Annotated in this window: 12 protein-coding genes and 1 pseudogene; 3 read left to right on the plus strand and 10 right to left on the minus strand. The window is 31.2% G+C overall.

Annotated elements, in window-relative coordinates; all coding sequences use genetic code 11:
- Positions 1-42 precede the first annotated feature (42 nt).
- Positions 43-360, plus strand: coding sequence for a hypothetical protein (locus tag BST83_RS15785; RefSeq protein WP_104810614.1), 318 nt, complete (start codon positions 43-45; stop codon positions 358-360).
- Between the two features lie 327 nt (positions 361-687).
- On the opposite strand, the gene BST83_RS15790 is transcribed toward BST83_RS15785, so the two are convergent.
- Positions 688-1,686 (minus strand): IS1595 family transposase, encoded by a 999-nt coding sequence (locus BST83_RS15790; protein ID WP_104810615.1) that lies wholly within the window; start codon positions 1,684-1,686, stop codon positions 688-690.
- A 458-nt stretch (positions 1,687-2,144) separates the two neighbouring features.
- Here BST83_RS15790 and BST83_RS15800 point away from each other — a divergent pair.
- Positions 2,145-4,399: pseudogene (locus BST83_RS15800) on the plus strand (inorganic phosphate transporter).
- A 52-nt stretch (positions 4,400-4,451) separates the two neighbouring features.
- Here BST83_RS15800 and BST83_RS15805 read toward each other — a convergent pair.
- The 9 genes from BST83_RS15805 to BST83_RS15845 all read right to left on the minus strand — a co-directional run bounded on the left by BST83_RS15805 (position 4,452) and on the right by BST83_RS15845 (position 16,671).
- Positions 4,452-6,650: a patatin-like phospholipase family protein gene (locus tag BST83_RS15805; protein ID WP_104810616.1), complete on the minus strand. Its 2,199-nt coding sequence runs from the start codon at positions 6,648-6,650 to the stop codon at positions 4,452-4,454.
- On the minus strand, positions 6,647-8,443 hold the full coding sequence (gene uvrC, locus BST83_RS15810) for an excinuclease ABC subunit UvrC (RefSeq protein WP_104810617.1): 1,797 nt from the start codon (positions 8,441-8,443) through the stop codon (positions 6,647-6,649). The genes BST83_RS15805 and uvrC overlap by 4 nt, the downstream gene beginning before the upstream one ends.
- A gap of 215 nt (positions 8,444-8,658) precedes the next feature.
- Positions 8,659-8,925 carry a DUF4230 domain-containing protein gene (locus BST83_RS15815; RefSeq protein ID WP_104810618.1) on the minus strand — a complete coding sequence of 89 codons (267 nt, stop codon included), beginning with the start codon at positions 8,923-8,925 and terminating at the stop codon, positions 8,659-8,661.
- Positions 8,926-9,399: 474 nt separating this feature from the next.
- Positions 9,400-10,443: an IS5 family transposase gene (locus BST83_RS15820; RefSeq protein WP_104809756.1), complete on the minus strand. Its 1,044-nt coding sequence runs from the start codon at positions 10,441-10,443 to the stop codon at positions 9,400-9,402.
- A 101-nt stretch (positions 10,444-10,544) separates the two neighbouring features.
- Entirely contained in the window at positions 10,545-11,162 is a 618-nt protein-coding gene (locus BST83_RS15825; RefSeq protein WP_104810619.1) for a lipoprotein signal peptidase, read from the minus strand.
- 34 nt (positions 11,163-11,196) lie between these two features.
- Positions 11,197-11,850, minus strand: coding sequence for a hypothetical protein (locus tag BST83_RS15830; RefSeq protein WP_104810620.1), 654 nt, complete (start codon positions 11,848-11,850; stop codon positions 11,197-11,199).
- Positions 11,851-11,903: 53 nt separating this feature from the next.
- Positions 11,904-12,281: a TraR/DksA family transcriptional regulator gene (locus BST83_RS15835; protein WP_104810912.1), complete on the minus strand. Its 378-nt coding sequence runs from the start codon at positions 12,279-12,281 to the stop codon at positions 11,904-11,906.
- A 4-nt stretch (positions 12,282-12,285) separates the two neighbouring features.
- Positions 12,286-15,765, minus strand: coding sequence for an isoleucine--tRNA ligase (ileS, locus tag BST83_RS15840; protein ID WP_104810621.1), 3,480 nt, complete (start codon positions 15,763-15,765; stop codon positions 12,286-12,288).
- 147 nt (positions 15,766-15,912) lie between these two features.
- Positions 15,913-16,671 (minus strand): TerB family tellurite resistance protein, encoded by a 759-nt coding sequence (locus BST83_RS15845; protein WP_104810622.1) that lies wholly within the window; start codon positions 16,669-16,671, stop codon positions 15,913-15,915.
- A 154-nt stretch (positions 16,672-16,825) separates the two neighbouring features.
- Here BST83_RS15845 and BST83_RS15850 point away from each other — a divergent pair, with 154 nt between their 5' ends.
- The gene (locus tag BST83_RS15850) at positions 16,826-17,236 is read left to right on the plus strand and encodes a BrxA/BrxB family bacilliredoxin (protein WP_104810623.1); all 411 of its coding nucleotides are present in this window, start codon (positions 16,826-16,828) and stop codon (positions 17,234-17,236) included.
- Positions 17,237-17,239: the final 3 nt, after the last annotated feature.

Genomic DNA, 17,239 nt, shown 5'->3' on the forward strand with positions numbered 1-17,239 from the left:
GGGACTTAGAAAACGAACTTTCTATCCCTTGTATTTAGTTCTATGTTAATTAGAAAATTCCGGTTAAAATTTGATGGTTTTGCGCTTTCACCAAAATTAAACTATAAAGAAGAATTAGGGTTGTCGAACAGAGATCAATCTGGTGGTTCTATCTTCACAAGTAGCTCTCCAATATATATTTTAGACGCTGTTTTAAAATGGAATTTCTCTGGAAACTTTGTATTATGGTTTGTACAGACGAAACTACCAGGTAATAAAGAACGTGTAATTTCCTCTGCAAACTTGCAACAAGTAGATCGTTCTTTATTAAATAGCGGATTTACTATCGATAGAGATATAGCTGTGCAATTAATACATTAATTTAATTTTACAGATATATTTTTAGTAAAAGAAATTTTTTCTATTGCTCGAGGTGAAGGTAGAAATATTAGCGATCATTTATATACAAACAGAATTGAATTATTTCCTTTTGGTCTTTTTAAAAATAATGGAGATTATAAAGGAGGCAATTTAAACTTTGAAAAAGAAACAAAATTATCTATTGGCCTTGCATACGATTTTAATAATAACGCACCCAAAACAAGAAGTAATTCAGGTGATTATATGTTAAAAGATACTGGTTTTTATTCCACAAATATCGCTACCCTTTTTGTTGATGCAATGCATAAACATAATGATTATTCTTGGCTAAGTTCCAAAAAGCATATTGTTTATAGCTATTTCTTTGAATTGTATCCAGACTTGATTAGAAGCTAATGCAATACTAGCAAGTGTTGCCATTTTATTGGTCTTATTCTTTATTTTTTCTAGTACCAAAAACCAGTTTAAATAATTTTGCAGATATTTAGTTGCTACACCATTAAAGGATTCCATAAATTTCCTCAATCTCATATCCATATTATTCACATTCTGAACATGATATATTTTATCAACTGTTTTCTGTCCTTTTGATGCGTTGAACTTCTTATGAATAATTGTATTAGATTTTGCAAAGGCAGCATAACTTCTGTGACTGTCACTGCAAAGTACTGTTGCTTTATCTAGCTTACCTTGATACACCTTGTTTAGGTCTTTTTTACTAATTCGTCCTGTTGTAACCACTTCAAAATCCTTATTCCCAGAACGATCGCAGGTAGCAATTACGGCTACTTTTTCATTAGATATACCTGCTTTGCTAGCTTTTTCTCCTCGTTTCTTAGGTTTTCTTTCTAAAGTACGATTCCCTTTTTCTGAAATTGGAAAAAACAAATCATCACTCTCTACAATACCTTCAAATTCGGATACTGACACGCTAGAAAATGAGGTTAATAATTTATGACGCCAATCAAATGAGGTCTGAATTGAGATTCCTGTTTCCTTTGCACTTTTTCTAATACTATAGCCCGATAGTAAACAATAAAGATACTTGTTAATCTTGTCTTTCTTTTTTAATGCAAACCAAAATTTCCCTGTCGTTTCACTAAAGTTTTTACCACAACCATTACACAAATAGCGTTGTACGCCTTTTAATGTACCGTTTGCACGTATGCGTTCGCTTTTACAATGAGGACAAGTAACTGCTTTTCGTTCTTTATCTTCTTCTAAATGTGAACCCGATGTTGATAAAGACAGTAAAGAGTTTACAATATCTTGTTGGATAATTAAGCTACTGCTCAAAAAATAATCTCTAAAATCAGATGGTATCATAAATGTTCTTTTTTGCTAAGATAACACATATTTAATTTAGAACTTAGCCTTATTCTTTTATAGCAGAATATTCAAAATAGAGACGTAAAGAATTATTTACCAAAAAATTCTGATGGAACTTTAACACGAGATGAAGCTCAAGTTGGTATTGGCTTAAATTTACAAACTGGATATTTAGTTTTTAAAACACTAGAAATCTCTGCCCGATGTACAAACGTTTCTTCGGATAAAAAAAAGTAGAGAAAACCAGTATACTTTAGGTTTTTCTAAATATATTGCTGGCCATAGTTTAAAAGTTCAAACAGAAGCAAATTATACCGATATTAGTTTCAGTACAAATCATTTATTGTATCGATTATAAGTAGATATCCATTTTTAACACATATTAACATAACATAAACCTAACATTCACAATTTTTTGTGTTTGTACCTTTGCAAATCTAAAATTATTGATAAAAATGGGAGATCCATATATTTTAATGCTTGTTGCTTTAGCTATTTTAGCTGTAGTAGATTTAGTTGTAGGAGTTAGTAATGATGCTGTAAATTTCTTAAATTCAGCAATTGGCTCTAAGGCAATACCTGTAAAAAAAATTATGATTATTGCTAGTTTAGGTGTATTCTTTGGCGCAGTTACTTCTAGCGGTATGATGGAAGTTGCTCGTAAAGGAATTTTCAACCCTAACATGTTTATGTTTCAAGACATTATGATCATTTTTATGGCTGTAATGATAACTGATATCCTTTTATTAGATATCTTTAATTCGCTTGGAATGCCAACATCAACTACGGTTTCTATTGTATTTGAATTATTAGGTGCTGCAGTATGTATTTCATTACTTAAAATTTCTGCAAATGATTCTCATTCAATTTCAGATATTTGGAGCTACATCAACCATGAAAAAGCTACGGAAATTATTAACGGAATTCTACTCTCTGTAGTTGTAGCCTTTTCTGTCGGAGCCCTGGTTCAATTTGTGTCAAGATTAATTTACACGTTCAATTTCGAAAAAAGAGCCACTTATATAAGCGCCCTTTTTGGCGGTTTTGCAATTACTGCAATTACCTATTTTATTATCATTAAAGGTATAAAAGGAACTCCTTTCTACGAAGATGTGAGTCATTTAATAGAAGGAAATACTTTTGTTATTATATCAGGAAGTTTTGTTGCTTGGTCTGTTATTTCTCAAATATTGATTCAATTTTTTAAAATTAATATCTTAAAATTAATTATAGGAATTGGTACATTCTCTTTAGCAATGGCTTTTTCTGGAAACGATTTAGTGAACTTTGTTGGTGTACCAATAGCTGCTTGGAACTCTTATGAAGCTTGGGCTGTATCTGGTGTTGCAGCAGATTCTTTTTCTATGGGTATTTTAGCAGAAAAAGTACCATCTAATGTTTGGTTATTATTACTGGCTGGTACCATTATGGTTATTACGTTATGGACTTCTAGTAAAGCACAGAATGTAATAAAAACCGGTATTGATTTATCTCGTCAAGGAGATGGTCATGAAAAATTTCAACCCAATGGATTGTCAAGAATTATTGTAAGAGCTGCCATGTCTATTAATACTGGTATTAGTTATCTCGTTCCACAATCTACATTAGATTTTATAGATTCTAAATTTCAAAAACCTGTTATAAAATTACCAAAAGACAGAAAATTTGAATTGCCTGCTTTTGATATGATCAGAGCATCCGTAAACTTAATTGTTGCCGGAATTTTAATTTCTGTGGCCACTTCTATGAAATTACCTTTGTCTACAACATATGTAACTTTTATGGTGGCTATGGGTACCTCTTTAGCAGACAGGGCTTGGGGTCGTGAAAGTGCTGTTTATAGAGTTGCAGGTGTAATTAACGTAATTGGCGGATGGTTTTTAACCGCAATAGTAGCTTTCTTTGCTGCCGCTTTGGTTGCCTATCTAATTAGTTGGGATATGGTTATGATTCCTATTTTATTAGCAGTAGTTGCTATTTTAATGGGTAGAAATACTTTAATCCTTAGAAATAAATCTAAAGAAGTAAAAAACAGCAATATATAGAAAGAGAAGAATTAATTACAATTAACGGTGTAATTGAAGAAAGTGCAGATCATATATCCGAAGTAATAAATCGTGTAAATAAATTATATACAAATGTTGTAGATGACTTGACAAATCATGATCTAAACAAGTTACGTAAAACAGACAAACACGTAGAAAAATTAAATAATGAAATAGATAATTTAAAAGATGGCGTTTTCTATTTTATTAAATCTTTAGACGATACTTCTGTACAAGCTAGTAGATTTTACATAATGGTTTTAGGTTATTTACAAGATGTTGCACAGTCTATTAGTTATATTTCTAGAGCGAGTTTTAAACACGTTAACAACAATCATAAAAATCTCAAGAAAGGACAACTAAAAGATTTAAAAGAAATTGATATTGAGTTATCTGAATTATTAACAAAAGAAGCTGAGGTTTTTGAAAGCAGAAATTTCGATGATCTTAATACCCTTCTAAAAGAAAAGAATCAATTATTAAAAAGTGTTTCTTTATCTATAGAGAACCAAGTTGCAAGAATTAGAACTGATGAAACAAGTCCTAAAAACACAACGTTATATTTTAGTGTTTTACTCGAAACGAAAGATTTAATAAGTGCTTTGATAAGTTTATTACAAACTTATGAGGAGTTTTATTTAAGTACCAAACAGATGAAAAAGTAACTGTTTTATCTCATAATTAAAAAAACCATGAAGCTTTTCATGGTTTTTTTAATTAGAACCAAAAGCCCAAATTAAACAACCAAAAATTTTGATTGATATCTGGCGACCAACTGTATTTAATTTCTAAAGGACCAATTAAACTATTGTAACTATAACCCACAGCATAGCCAGATTTAATGTTTTCAAATAGCTGTACGTCCCTAAAAACATTCTCATCTAACCTTCCGTAATTTGCAATAAAAATAGCGTAATGGTCTTCTGCCATCGCATATCTAAAATTAAACTCAGACTTTAAAAAAGTGTTATCAGAAAGTTCTGCAAAATCATACCCATAAAAAGAAACAAAGGTATTTATGTAATTTTGGTTATAACCACCCAAATAAAAATCAAAAACTTCAGACTCCGGGTTCTTTAATGTAAAACCTGCTTCACTGGTCATTTGAAAGGTTAATTTATCCCAAAATGTTTTGGCAAAACCTATTGTTCCTTTTGCTTGCCCAAAACTTTGAAAATCCTCATTATAATCTGAAGAAGCCAAATACCATTTAAAATTTAAATCAGCAAAATATCCCTTTGTAGGAAAATAGTTTTTATCGTATGTATCTAACTTTAGATAACCGAAAGTGTTAAAATAATTACTTTTATCAATAATAGTTGCTTGACCATTTAACGTTATGGTAGGCGTTGTTGCTTTTATATATTTATATTCTGCTCCTAAACCTAAAGCAAATTTTCTGTCAAAAGTAGTTTGTACAAAAAATTGATTGGTTAAATCGGTATATTTTAAATTGATATTAGTAACGTTTGGAAACGCCGAAAGTATTGGGTTAAACTTTGAGTTTGAGCTAAAATGATTATATCTAGACCTAAAACCGTAACTGATATAAAAACCGTTGTCAACAAAATAATTTAAATTGTATCTTAAATTATCTCCTAGAATCATATCTAAAGAAAGCTTATCGTTATCTACGAATAAATGTTTTTGACTATAATTTACCAATACGCTAGATTTGTATAAAAAATCATAATGAACACCCAATTTTAAACTTGCATTTTCACTCGTTTCTTTCAAATAAAAACTTAACAAATAGGATTGATCTATCTTTTTACTCAAATTATATTCGATTCGATCATAATTTTTTGTTGCTGATAACAAATAAATCTTTTTTGTCATCTCTCTTCTAGTAAGGCTATCTCCTTCTTTTAATTTTAATTTTCCAAGAACAAAAGCTCTGGTATAATCTTTTGCACCATCAATAGCAATGCTAGAAACTAACAACTTTTCATTGTTTAATTTTAGCACTGTTCTATTTCTTTTTATTTTTTGTTTTGCTGCTAATTCCTTAAAAACTTCGGTATATTTTACTGCTTCATCAATTCCTATTTTTAGAATTTCATCCTTTTTATCAAAATCTACCACACTAAAATTAGAAATATCAGGATGTATATAAATGTCAATTTTTTCTTTCTCTTTTTTTGTTTTATTATACATCTGATAACTCATTATCTGATTCATAATAGCTAAAGCTGAGTTAAGCTTATCTTTTTTTTGCAACTCACCTTCTACATCCACCCCAATAAGAATATCGATTCCTTTAGATTTCATGATGCTTGCAGGAAAATTATTAGCAATACCCCCATCAACCAATAATTTACCATTTAAAGCAACCGGATTTAACAATGTTGGAAATGAGCCACTTGCTCTTAATGCCAAAGGCAAAGAACCTTTTTCTAGCAAAACTTGTCCGCCAGTTTCCACATCTGTTGCAATACAAAAAAACGGAATAGGTAATTTAGAAAAATCTTGATTACCATCTAAAGAATCAAATAATTCCAACAATAAATTAAGCACATTTTGTCCTTTAGAGATTGCCTTCGGCAAACCTATAACACCTCTTTTTACAGGTAAAGTGATCATGGTGTTTTCGCCATATTCTTTCTCAAAAAAAGTTTCTGAATTTCTTGGTAATTGGTCTGTTACAAGCGATAAGAAATCGGTTTCTTTTATAATATTTTCTATTTGGTCTGCAGAATAGCCAGCAGCATATAAACCACCAATAATGGCGCCCATACTAGTGCCACCAACATAATCTAATCTTATTCCTGCTTTGTCTATTTCTTTTAAAACACCAACATGCGCAAAACCTTTTGCGCCACCACCACTTAAAACCAACCCTATTTTTGGTTGTTTTTCTTGACTATAAAAAACGATAGAAATCAGTAAAAAAAAGGTCGCTATAAATTTTTTCATTCTTTTTTAGGATGATAATATTCGTGTACTTTGGTTGCTCTCGCATTGCCAATTGCTTCAATTAAATCTTCAAAAGAAGCCTCTTTTACACGTTTTGCCGATTTAAATTTACGCAATAAAGTTGTAATAGTCTGTGCACCAATATCAGGAATTTGCTCTAATTCAGATTTTATGGCACTTTTACTACGTTTATTTCTATGAAAAGTAATTCCAAATCGATGCGCTTCGTTTCTTAAATACTGTGTGATTTTTAAAGTTTCAGACTTTTTATCCAAATATAAAGGAATAGGATCTTCTGGATAATAAATTTCTTCCAAACGCTTTGCAATTCCGATGATGGCAATTTTACCGCGCAAACCTAAGATCTCTAAACTTTTTAAAGCGGATGATAATTGTCCTTTTCCTCCATCCACAATAATTAACTGCGGTAAAGGTTCTTCTTCGGCTAACAAACGTTTGTATCTTCTATACACCACTTCTTCCATAGAAGCAAAATCATCTGGGCCTACAACCGTTTTTATATTGTAATGCCTGTAGTCTTTTTTGCTTGGTTTCCCATCTTTAAAAACGACGCAAGCCGCTACAGGGTTTGTACCTTGAATGTTTGAGTTGTCAAAACATTCTATATGTCTTGGTTCTACAGAAAGGCGTAAATCCTTTTTCATTTGCGCCATAATTCTTTTTACATGTCTGTCTGGATCAACAATTTTAATCTGCTTAAATTGCTCTTGTCTGTAGTATTTTGCATTCCTTTCTGATAATTCTACAATGCGTTTTTTATCTCCTAATATCGGAATGGTAACTTTTACGCTTTCGCCCACATTTACTTTAAAAGGAGCATAAATTTCTGGCGATTGGGAGTTGAAACGCTGCCTGATTTCTACAATAAACAACTCTAACAATTCTTTATCTGTTTCGTCTAATTTTTTCTTAATTTCTGCGGTGTGAGACTGAATAATCGATCCGTTTGAAATCTTTAAAAAATTTGCATATCCGTGCGTCTCATCAGAAATAATAGAAAAAACATCTACATTATTTATTGATGGATTTATAATGGTTGATTTTGATTGATAATTGCCTAATAAATTAAGTTTTTCTTTAATCTTTTGCGCCTCTTCAAACTCCATTTTTTCAGCAAACCTCAACATCATTTCTTGAAATTTATCTAAACTTTCTTTAAAATTTCCTTTAATAATATTTCTAATTTCTTTGATAGAATCATTATAATTAGCTTCAGTTTCTAGGCCTTCACAAGCACCCCTGCAGTTTTTTAAATGATATTCTAAACAGACCTTATATTTGCCTTCATTAATGTTTTTTTGGCTTAAATCAAAACTACAAGTTCTTAAAGGATAGAGTTCTTTTATCAAGTCTAACAAAACTCTTACCGTTTTTACAGAAGTATAAGGACCAAAATATTCTGAACCATCCTTGATAACCCTTCTAGTCATAAATAATCTCGGAAAACGCTCTTTTTTGATACAAATCCAAGGATAACTTTTATCGTCTTTTAATAAAACATTGTACTTTGGTTTGTACTTTTTAATTAAATTGTTTTCTAATAAAAGTGCATCTGTTTCTGTATTTACAACAATGTGCTTTATGTTTACAATCTTTTTTACAAGAACTCTAGTCTTGCCATTTTCATGGTTTTTATTGAAGTAAGAAGCAACTCTTTTTTTTAAATTTTTGGCTTTACCAATGTAGATAATTACATCATCTTTATCAAAATATTGATACACTCCAGGTTCATTTGGCAAAGTTTGTACTTGAAGTTCTAAAGATGCAGGCATCTTCAAAAATAATACTTTTACAAGTATAAATTAGCCTATTCTTTGATCAAATTCTGATAAAACTTTAAGTTTGCATTATCAACAACTTGCCAACCGTAAACAGCTGATAATTGATAAATTTTAGACATCTCTTCGAAAAAACGAGTTTTTGTAGTAGTTTTTAAATACGTGAGCTCAAGGGTTTGTTGATTTTTTCAATACTTTTTTGATTTATCTTATTTAGAAAAAACATTAAACTGACTTTGTTGTAAATCAAAATATTTTACATCTGGTGAAATCGTAATTTCTTCATCTGGTATTTTATTGCTGTAAATTTTTTTCTGTAAAGAATCTATTTGAATCTCTAATTTAGACAAGTCATAACCAACCTCAACGGTTGCATTTAGCATAATAATACCTTTTTTACCAGAATAAACATAGTCGTAAAAATATTTTTTAGAATCCGAATAATTATAAACTTCAAAGAAGTAACTTAGATACAAATAGCTTCCTCATATTTTTAATAGTGTTTACAACTACCTGTATTTCTTCCTTTTTATGATTTTTCTCTTTCTTTTCATACCAAAATTCGGCGGTAAAAAAACCAATAAAAAAAACGAGAATATCTCTTGAAATACGAATTTTAAAAAACCTTTTTTGATTTAAAACGTTAGGGGAAATTAAAACACTAAATATTTAGTTTTGACAAGGATTCCACAGATTTTAAGAAATAAATAAAACCCTATTCGGATTATTTAAAACCAGTAGGATTCATGAATTTAGGTCTTATTTTTTCTTAGATAAACGCTGGGAAAACTCTTTTAAGTTCTCATTTAAAACTACTCAAGACCGTTGCAAAAAGCGAACTTAATTATTTTTACTTTTTAGAGTTCCCTTTTTTTTTAGCTACAACATCGATTATGCTATTTTTTTTCTATTTTAAGTGAGTAAATGCCTTTTTTAGGCTTCATTTTTCCTTAATTTTTACAATTAGACGCAAATATCCCTGGACTTCGATATAAATTATAGCACATTGCCTCCATCAAATTTTGTGTATGCATTTTTTTCATCCCTCTGTATCTTGCAATTCCACCTTTAAACCATAATTTTATTCCTCCAAAAGTACGTTCTACTTTAAACCTTGTTTTTCCTATTAATTTATTGAATCTAGTTTCCCATTTTGTTAACGGTTTATTTTTTACCGCCTTTTTAAGGATATGATTCTTTAAATTACGCTTCTTTAAAATCGCAACATTTTTCTTTGATTGGTACCCTTTATCTGCCTTTAGAGGGATGTCTTTTGGTAATACCACATTTACAGTTTCTAGAACTTCCTCCAAATTTGCAATCTCATTTTTGCTCGCAGTTGTGGTTAGTACTCCTAGAACGAGTCCTTCGTTATCCGTTACATGATGCTTTTTAAACCCAAAATGGTACTTTCCTCTTTTCTTTAACCAAGTACCCTCTTTATCGACACTATCTGGATATTCTTTGTGTACTTCTACTTGGTCTGCACAGCGGTCTTCGGTTACCTTAAAATTTGTTTTTCCTTTTGGTCTAAGTGGCGTATCTATTACACTAGCGTCTATTATTAAACCTGTTTTTACAATGATATTATGTGCATCTAGCTGTTTGTTTATGGAGGTAAATAATTTTTCGAAGGTTTGTGTTTTGGTTAATGCGGTTCTAAACCTACTTAAAGTACTATGATCTGGAGCAACCTGTTCAATGGTCATCCCACAAAAATAACTAAAGGAAAGACTGTCATTTATTCGGTCTTCAACTTCATAATCGCTTAAACCATACCAACTTTGTAAAAGACACATTTTAAAAAGTAATGTCCCATCATAAGAAGGCTTGCCAGTGGCACTTTTTCCTTTTAAATAATCATTATTTATTAGGATAGAGATCGTATCCCAATCGATAAGGGTGTTTATTTGGGTGAAAAATGTCTTTTTAATTTTTCTTGCTCGTAAATCGCAAATGCTATCGGCTAAAGTTGGTTGTTTTTGTATTTTCATACACTAAATTTACAGATTAATATACTTACAATCATATATTTAACATAAATAATAACGTGTTATTTTTGTGCTTTTTATTAGGTACTTCCTTGCAACGGTCTTTACTCCTGTACTTTCTTCTCTTCCTTTGGAAAAGCTTGTTTGCTAAAAATAAAAAGTAATGCTACACCTACACTAATATAGGCATCCGCAGGATTAAAAATATATTGGAAAAAAGTATATGGTTCACCTCCAATAAAAGGAATCCAGCTTGGTAAATCTCCACTCCAAATAGGAAAATAAAACATGTCTACCACTTTACCGTGAAAAATACTTCCGTAAGGTTGATCTGCAAAAAGCGTTGCCACTTTATTGGTAGAATCGTCAAAAATTGCTCCGTAAAAAACAGAATCTATAATGTTACCAACGGCACCAGAAAAAATTAACGAAATAGCAATAATCACTGCATTGTGCACTTTCGTTTTTATGTTGCCAATTAACCAATACATAATTGCTGATACTGCAACCAATCTAAAAACAGTTAAAAAAAGTTTTCCTGCTTTTCCGCCAAACTCAAAACCCATTGCCATTCCGTTGTTTTCTACAAAATGGATTTTAAACCAATCGAAAACCACCACTTCTTCGCCTAAAACAAAGTTTGTTTTTATATATATTTTAATAACTTGATCTAAAATAATTGTAAATAAAATAGTAAGAATTGCGATGTTCTTTTTAGACATTTTTATAGAATTTGTGCTCACAAAAATAAGACTATTATTGTGTTTTTTGGGTAGTTAAATAAATATTAGCTTTTAAGCTTGTTACCGTAAAGGTTTTCTGGTTTTTTTCTGATTTATTTTGATATATTTTTTCATACAAAATATCATTAATTTGTATTTTTCCAAGCTTAGAAGTTACCTCAATTTTTGCGTTTTTAAGTGTTGCATAAATACTTCCTTCATATAGTTTTATAGCCGTTTCTGCCATAACTTCATTGAACTTTAAAATTCCCTCATCAATAAAAATAGCTAAATTCCCTTCATAACTTTTAGATTCGATATTAATATTTTCTCCAAAAATAGTTGCTTTTTTCCCTTTAGGAATTTTTATAACGGCGGATGCTCTTTGTAGTCTTTTGGTAATAAATTTTCTGAAAATTGTTTCTTTGGTTTGTAATTCTTCAATTATAAATGCAATCTGAACAACATTGTTTCCCGTATTTAAAAGAATATGTTGTTCATTAGGGTTTTCTGCAAACAAGGTGATTTCAATAAAATCTGAAGTTGAATTTTCAAGCACAAAATCGTCTAACCCAATCGTTGATATTTCAATTTCTTGTAAATTAGTTTCAAACTTTTTTATAACTTTTTTCTGAGAAAAAAGTACCGTTGAAAAGATTAAAAGGGATAATAAAATTATTTTTTTCATAAAAAAAAAAGCTTCCGGTTAAGAAAGCTTTATAAATTTTAGTTGAACTGTTTTTACTGAGCTCTTTTTGCATCAATACTTAAAGTAGCATGAGGCACTAACTTTAAGCGTTCTTTTTGTATTAATTTACCAGTAACTCTGCAAACTCCATACGTTTTGTTTTCTATACGAATTAACGCGTTTTTTAAGTCTCTTATAAACTTTTCTTGTCTAATTGCTAACTGCACATTTGATTCTTTGTTCATTACCTCTGAACCTTCATCAAAAGATTTAAATGATGGCGATGTATCATCTGTACCATTATCTGAATTGTTTTTGTAAGCGCGTTCTAACAAATCTAAATCTTCTTTTGCTCTAGCAATTTTCTTATTTATAATTTCTTTAAACTCTTGTAGATCTAATTCCGAGTATTTTAATTTAACATCTGACATTTTCTTAGGCTTTTTCAATTAATATTTTACTTATTATGGTATCAAATTCTATTTCTATACCATCTTTTAATTCATCAACAAAAACCAATTCTTTGGTTAATGTTTCACTCATAATATAGTCTTTATTATCCGTAATAGATTGTTGTAAGTTTTGATTGTTTAAGATTGTTAATTTAATCTTATCTGTTACTTCTAAACCGTTGTCTTTACGTGCATTCTGAATTCTATTTACCAATTCTCTTGCCACACCTTCTTTGCGTAAATCTTCTGTTATCGTGACATCTAAAGCCACTGTTAACGCACCTTCGTTTGCAACTAACCAACCTTCTATATCTTTGGATGATATCTCTACATCTGAGAGATCCAAAGTAATATTTTTTCCATTAATGTCAAGAATAATGTTACCAATTTTTTCAATTTTGTTAATATCTTCTTTTGAGAAAGTACCAACTGCTGCTGCTATCGAACGCATATCTTTACCAAATTTTGGGCCTAATGTTTTAAAATTAGGCTTAATTTGTTTGATTAAGATATCTGAAGCATCTTCTAATAATTGAATTTCTTTAATATTAACTTCGTGTTTAATAAGGTTAGCAACTGCTAAAATCTCTTCCTTTTGTTGCGCATTATCAACCGGAATCATAATTTTTTGCAATGGCTGACGCACTTTTATCTTTTCTTTCGCTCTTAATGAAAGTACCAAAGAAGAGATGGTTTGTGCACTTTCCATTTTACGTTCTAAAGATTTATCAACAAAGCGTTCATCAAAAACAGGAAAATCTGATAAATGAATACTTTCTGATATTTCTTTACCAGTTACAGAATTTAAATCTTGATACAATCTGTCCATAAAGAAAGGTGCAATTGGCGAACCTAATTTTGCAATCGTAATCATACAGGTATATAATGTTTGATACGCAGAAATTTTATCTGTTTGATAATCTCCTTTCCAAAAACGTCTTCTACTTAAACGTACATACCAGTTACTTAAATAATCTTGTGTAAAATCTGATATTGCTCTCGCAGCTCTCGTAGGTTCATATTCTTCATAGAATTTATCTACTTTATTAATTAAAGTGTGTAATTCTGATAAAATCCAACGGTCTATTTCTGGTCTTTTTTCTAACGGAATATCTGCTTCTTCATAAGCAAAACCGTCAATATTTGTATATAAAGTAAAGAACGAATACGTATTATATAAAGTTCCGAAAAACTTACGTTTTACTTCTTCAATTCCGTCTAAATCAAATTTTAAATTATCCCAAGGGTTTGCGTTTGAAATCATATACCAACGTGTTGCATCTGCTCCATACGTTGCTAATGTTGTAAACGGATCTGTTGCATTTCCTAAACGTTTAGACATTTTATGTCCGTTTTTGTCTAAAACCAACCCGTTAGAAACTACGTTTTTGTAGGCAACAGAATCAAAAACCATCGTTGCAATTGCGTGCAAAGTATAAAACCAACCTCTTGTTTGATCTACGCCTTCTGCAATAAAATCTGCAGGAAAAGATTCATTTTCGTCAATTTTTTGTTTGTTTTCAAACGGGTAATGCCATTGTGCATAAGGCATAGAGCCCGAATCGAACCAAACATCAATTAAATCGTTTTCACGATTCATTGGTTGTCCTGATGGCGAAACTAACACAATTTTATCAACAATATTTTTATGTAAATCTATTTTCGCATAGTTTTCTTCAGACATATTTCCAACCTCAAAGTCTTCAAAAATATCTTTTGCTAAAACTCCAGCTTCTACCGCTTTTGCCATTTCTTGCTTCAATTCTTTAACAGAACCCACACAAATTTCTTCTTTACCGTCTTCTGTTCTCCAGATAGGTAACGGAATTCCCCAATATCTAGATCGCGATAAGTTCCAATCGTTTGCATTTGCCAACCAATTTCCAAAACGTCCAGTTCCTGTAGATTCAGGTTTCCAGTTAATGGTTTTGTTTAAGGCGTGCATTCTATCTTTTACATCCGTAACTTTAATAAACCAAGAATCTAACGGATAATATAAAATAGGTTTATCAGTTCGCCAACAGTTTGGGTAACTGTGCTTGTATTTTTCGACTTTAAAAGCCTTGTTTTCATTTTTAAGTTTTAACCCAAGTCTTTCATCAACAGATAAATATTTATCTTGATTTTTTAAAACCTCCGTTAAATTTTTTTGCTGATTTTTTAATTCTACTTCAAAATCAGCTTCATCTAAATATTCTGATTTTACATATTCTCCTGCAAAACCGTAAATAGGATCGTTTACTTCTGATCTAAATTTTCCTTGTAAATTAACCAACGGAACTAAATTATCATTCTCGTCTATTACCAACATTGGCGGAATTTCTGGCACCGCTTGTTTTGCAACAATTGCATCATCTGCCCCAAAAGTTGGCGCCGTGTGTACAATTCCTGTTCCGTCTTCTGTCGTTACAAAATCACCAGCAATTACTCTAAAAGCATCCTGTGGATTGTCGTTTGGAAGACAATAATCTAATAATTGCTCGTACTTACTATTCACTAAATCTTTACCAATAAATTCTTTAATTACATAAAAAGGGATTTTCTTATCCCCCGAATTGTAAGAACTTAATGCCTCTGAAGTTTCAACTTGAAAACTGTTTTTACCTCCAAATTGTTTTCCAACTAACTTTTTAGCTAAAATTACTTTTATTGGTTCAAATGTATATTGATTAAACGTATCTACTAAAACATATTCTATTTTAGGGCCAACCGTTAATGCAGTGTTAGATGGCAAAGTCCAAGGAGTTGTTGTCCAAGCGATGAAATAAATAGTTCCTTCATTTTGCAAAAAGGCTGGAAGTGTTTTTTCTATCGCTTTAAACTGTGCCACAACCGTTGTATCGGTTACATCTTGATACGTTCCTGGCTGATTTAATTCGTGCGAACTTAAACCCGTACCTGCTTTTGGTGAATATGGCTGAATTGTATACCCCTTGTAAATTAATTTTTTGTTATAAATTTCTTTCAAAAGCCACCAAACAGTCTCCATGTATTTTGGCTCATAAGTAATATACGGATCTTCCATATCTACCCAATAACCCATTTTCTGGGTTAAATCGTTCCAAATATCCGTGTACCGCATTACTGCTTTTCTACACGCTGCGTTGTAATCTTCTACAGAAATTTTATCTGTACCAATATCTTCTTTGGTAATTCCTAATTCTTTTTCTACCCCTAATTCTATTGGTAAACCATGCGTATCCCAACCAGCTTTTCGCTTTACTTGGTACCCTTTCATGGTTTTATAACGTGGAAAAATATCTTTAATAGCGCGCGCTAAAACATGGTGAACTCCGGGAAGTCCGTTTGCTGAAGGAGGTCCTTCAAAAAAAACATAAGGCTCTGCACCTTCTCTTGTGGTTACACTTTTTTCAAATATGTTATTCTCTTGCCAATAGTTTAGAATTTCTTCTGCTACTTTTGGTAAGTCAAGACCTTTATACTCAGGAAATTTCGCGCTCATTTTCTATCTTTTCTAATAAGATTGCGAAATTACTGAATTTCTAGGAATTTAAGACAGTTGAAACTAGCAAAGTTGAAAAGGCTAAAAGTTATAGAAAATTGAAGTCTCAACTTTAGTTCTCAGTTATTTTAAGCCTTAAAAGGCTATTTACATTCCACGTTCATTTTTTATTTTTTCATACGCAGACTGTATACTTTGAAATTTTTCTTGCGCTCCGTTTATGTGCTCTGGCCCTAAATTTTGTAGTTTATCTGGATGGTATTTTTTAGCCATTACACGGTATGCTTTTTTAACTTCATCACTTGTAGCCTCTTTTGTAACCTCTAAAATTTTGTACGCTGCATCAGATTCATCATAAAACATCGCTTTAATCGACTCAAAATCATTTTGATTGATGTATAAATAGCCTGCAATTTTTTTAATTTCTTCTATTTCTGATGGAAGTACAGCTCCATCCGCTTTAGCGATACCGAATAAAAAATGCAGCAATTGTAAACGGGAAGAATGCGGCATGTGCGCTCTAATTTGCATACAAACTTGACGCGCAGAAACTTCTTTTTTTATAATTCCTTTAAAAAGTTTAAAAGCGCTATTTGCTCTTTCTTTGCCATACATTTTCACAAATTGGCTTCGAACAAAGTCTAATTCTCTTTGATCTACTTTTCCATCAGATTTTATAACGATCGATGCCAACACCAAAAGACTCATTTCAAAATCTCCAGAATTTGTGTTTAAATTTTCGCTGTTTTGACCAACTCTTCTTTGATATTCTTTTTGCTCACCATTTAAATCTTCTTCAGAAAACCCGTCAACAAAGCTACCAACTGCAAAACCAATTGCTGCTCCTATTGGGCCTCCAAGCGTAAAACCTAAACCTGCACCTAACCATTTTGTAAAACTACCCATAAAATTTATAAAAAATTAACCCCAAATATAAGAAAATAGGAGTGTTTTAAAATAAAATATCAATTTTATTGATGTGACTATTGTATAACAATTAATTTTTCAGCTTGCAATTTGCTTAATTTATTTTTATCTTTGTATTCCAAAATTAATAATTATGTATCCAGAAGAATTAGTAAAACCAATGCGCGATGAATTAATCAACGCAGGTTTTAAAGCATTATATACGAGTGAAGAAGTAGAGCAAGCCATAGCAAAAAAAGGAACAACTTTAGTAATGGTAAACTCTGTCTGCGGTTGTGCAGCCGGTACTGCAAGACCAGGAGCAATTGCTTCTTTAGGTGCAGATAAAGTGCCTACAAACTTAACAACTGTTTTTGCTGGCGTAGAAAAAGAATCTACTCAAAAAGCAAGAGAATTTATGATTCCTTTTCCGGCGTCATCACCCGCAATTGCATTGTTTAAAGATGGCAGTTTAGTGCATATGTTAGAGCGCCATCATATAGAAGGTAGATCTGCGCAAATGATTGCACAAAATCTTGCTGCGGCTTATAACGAGCACTGTTAATAT

Source organism: Polaribacter filamentus (assembly GCF_002943715.1).
In the GTDB taxonomy this organism is placed as follows: Bacteria; Bacteroidota; Bacteroidia; order Flavobacteriales; family Flavobacteriaceae; genus Polaribacter; species Polaribacter filamentus.

What these genes read in the sequence shown, in the direction of transcription:
- BST83_RS15845 (WP_104810622.1), bottom strand. Translation starts at nt 16,671, where the DNA reads ATGGGTAGTTTTACAAAATGGTTAGGTGCAGGTTTAGGTTTTACGCTT.
- ileS (WP_104810621.1), bottom strand. Translation starts at nt 15,765, where the DNA reads ATGAGCGCGAAATTTCCTGAGTATAAAGGTCTTGACTTACCAAAAGTA.
- uvrC (WP_104810617.1), bottom strand. Translation starts at nt 8,443, where the DNA reads ATGCCTGCATCTTTAGAACTTCAAGTACAAACTTTGCCAAATGAACCT.
- BST83_RS15850 (WP_104810623.1), top strand. Translation starts at nt 16,826, where the DNA reads ATGTATCCAGAAGAATTAGTAAAACCAATGCGCGATGAATTAATCAAC.
- BST83_RS15790 (WP_104810615.1), bottom strand. Translation starts at nt 1,686, where the DNA reads ATGATACCATCTGATTTTAGAGATTATTTTTTGAGCAGTAGCTTAATT.
- BST83_RS15820 (WP_104809756.1), bottom strand. Translation starts at nt 10,443, where the DNA reads ATGAAAATACAAAAACAACCAACTTTAGCCGATAGCATTTGCGATTTA.
- BST83_RS15785 (WP_104810614.1), top strand. Translation starts at nt 43, where the DNA reads ATGTTAATTAGAAAATTCCGGTTAAAATTTGATGGTTTTGCGCTTTCA.
- BST83_RS15830 (WP_104810620.1), bottom strand. Translation starts at nt 11,850, where the DNA reads ATGAAAAAAATAATTTTATTATCCCTTTTAATCTTTTCAACGGTACTT.
- BST83_RS15805 (WP_104810616.1), bottom strand. Translation starts at nt 6,650, where the DNA reads ATGAAAAAATTTATAGCGACCTTTTTTTTACTGATTTCTATCGTTTTT.
- BST83_RS15825 (WP_104810619.1), bottom strand. Translation starts at nt 11,162, where the DNA reads ATGTCTAAAAAGAACATCGCAATTCTTACTATTTTATTTACAATTATT.
- BST83_RS15835 (WP_104810912.1), bottom strand. Translation starts at nt 12,281, where the DNA reads ATGTCAGATGTTAAATTAAAATACTCGGAATTAGATCTACAAGAGTTT.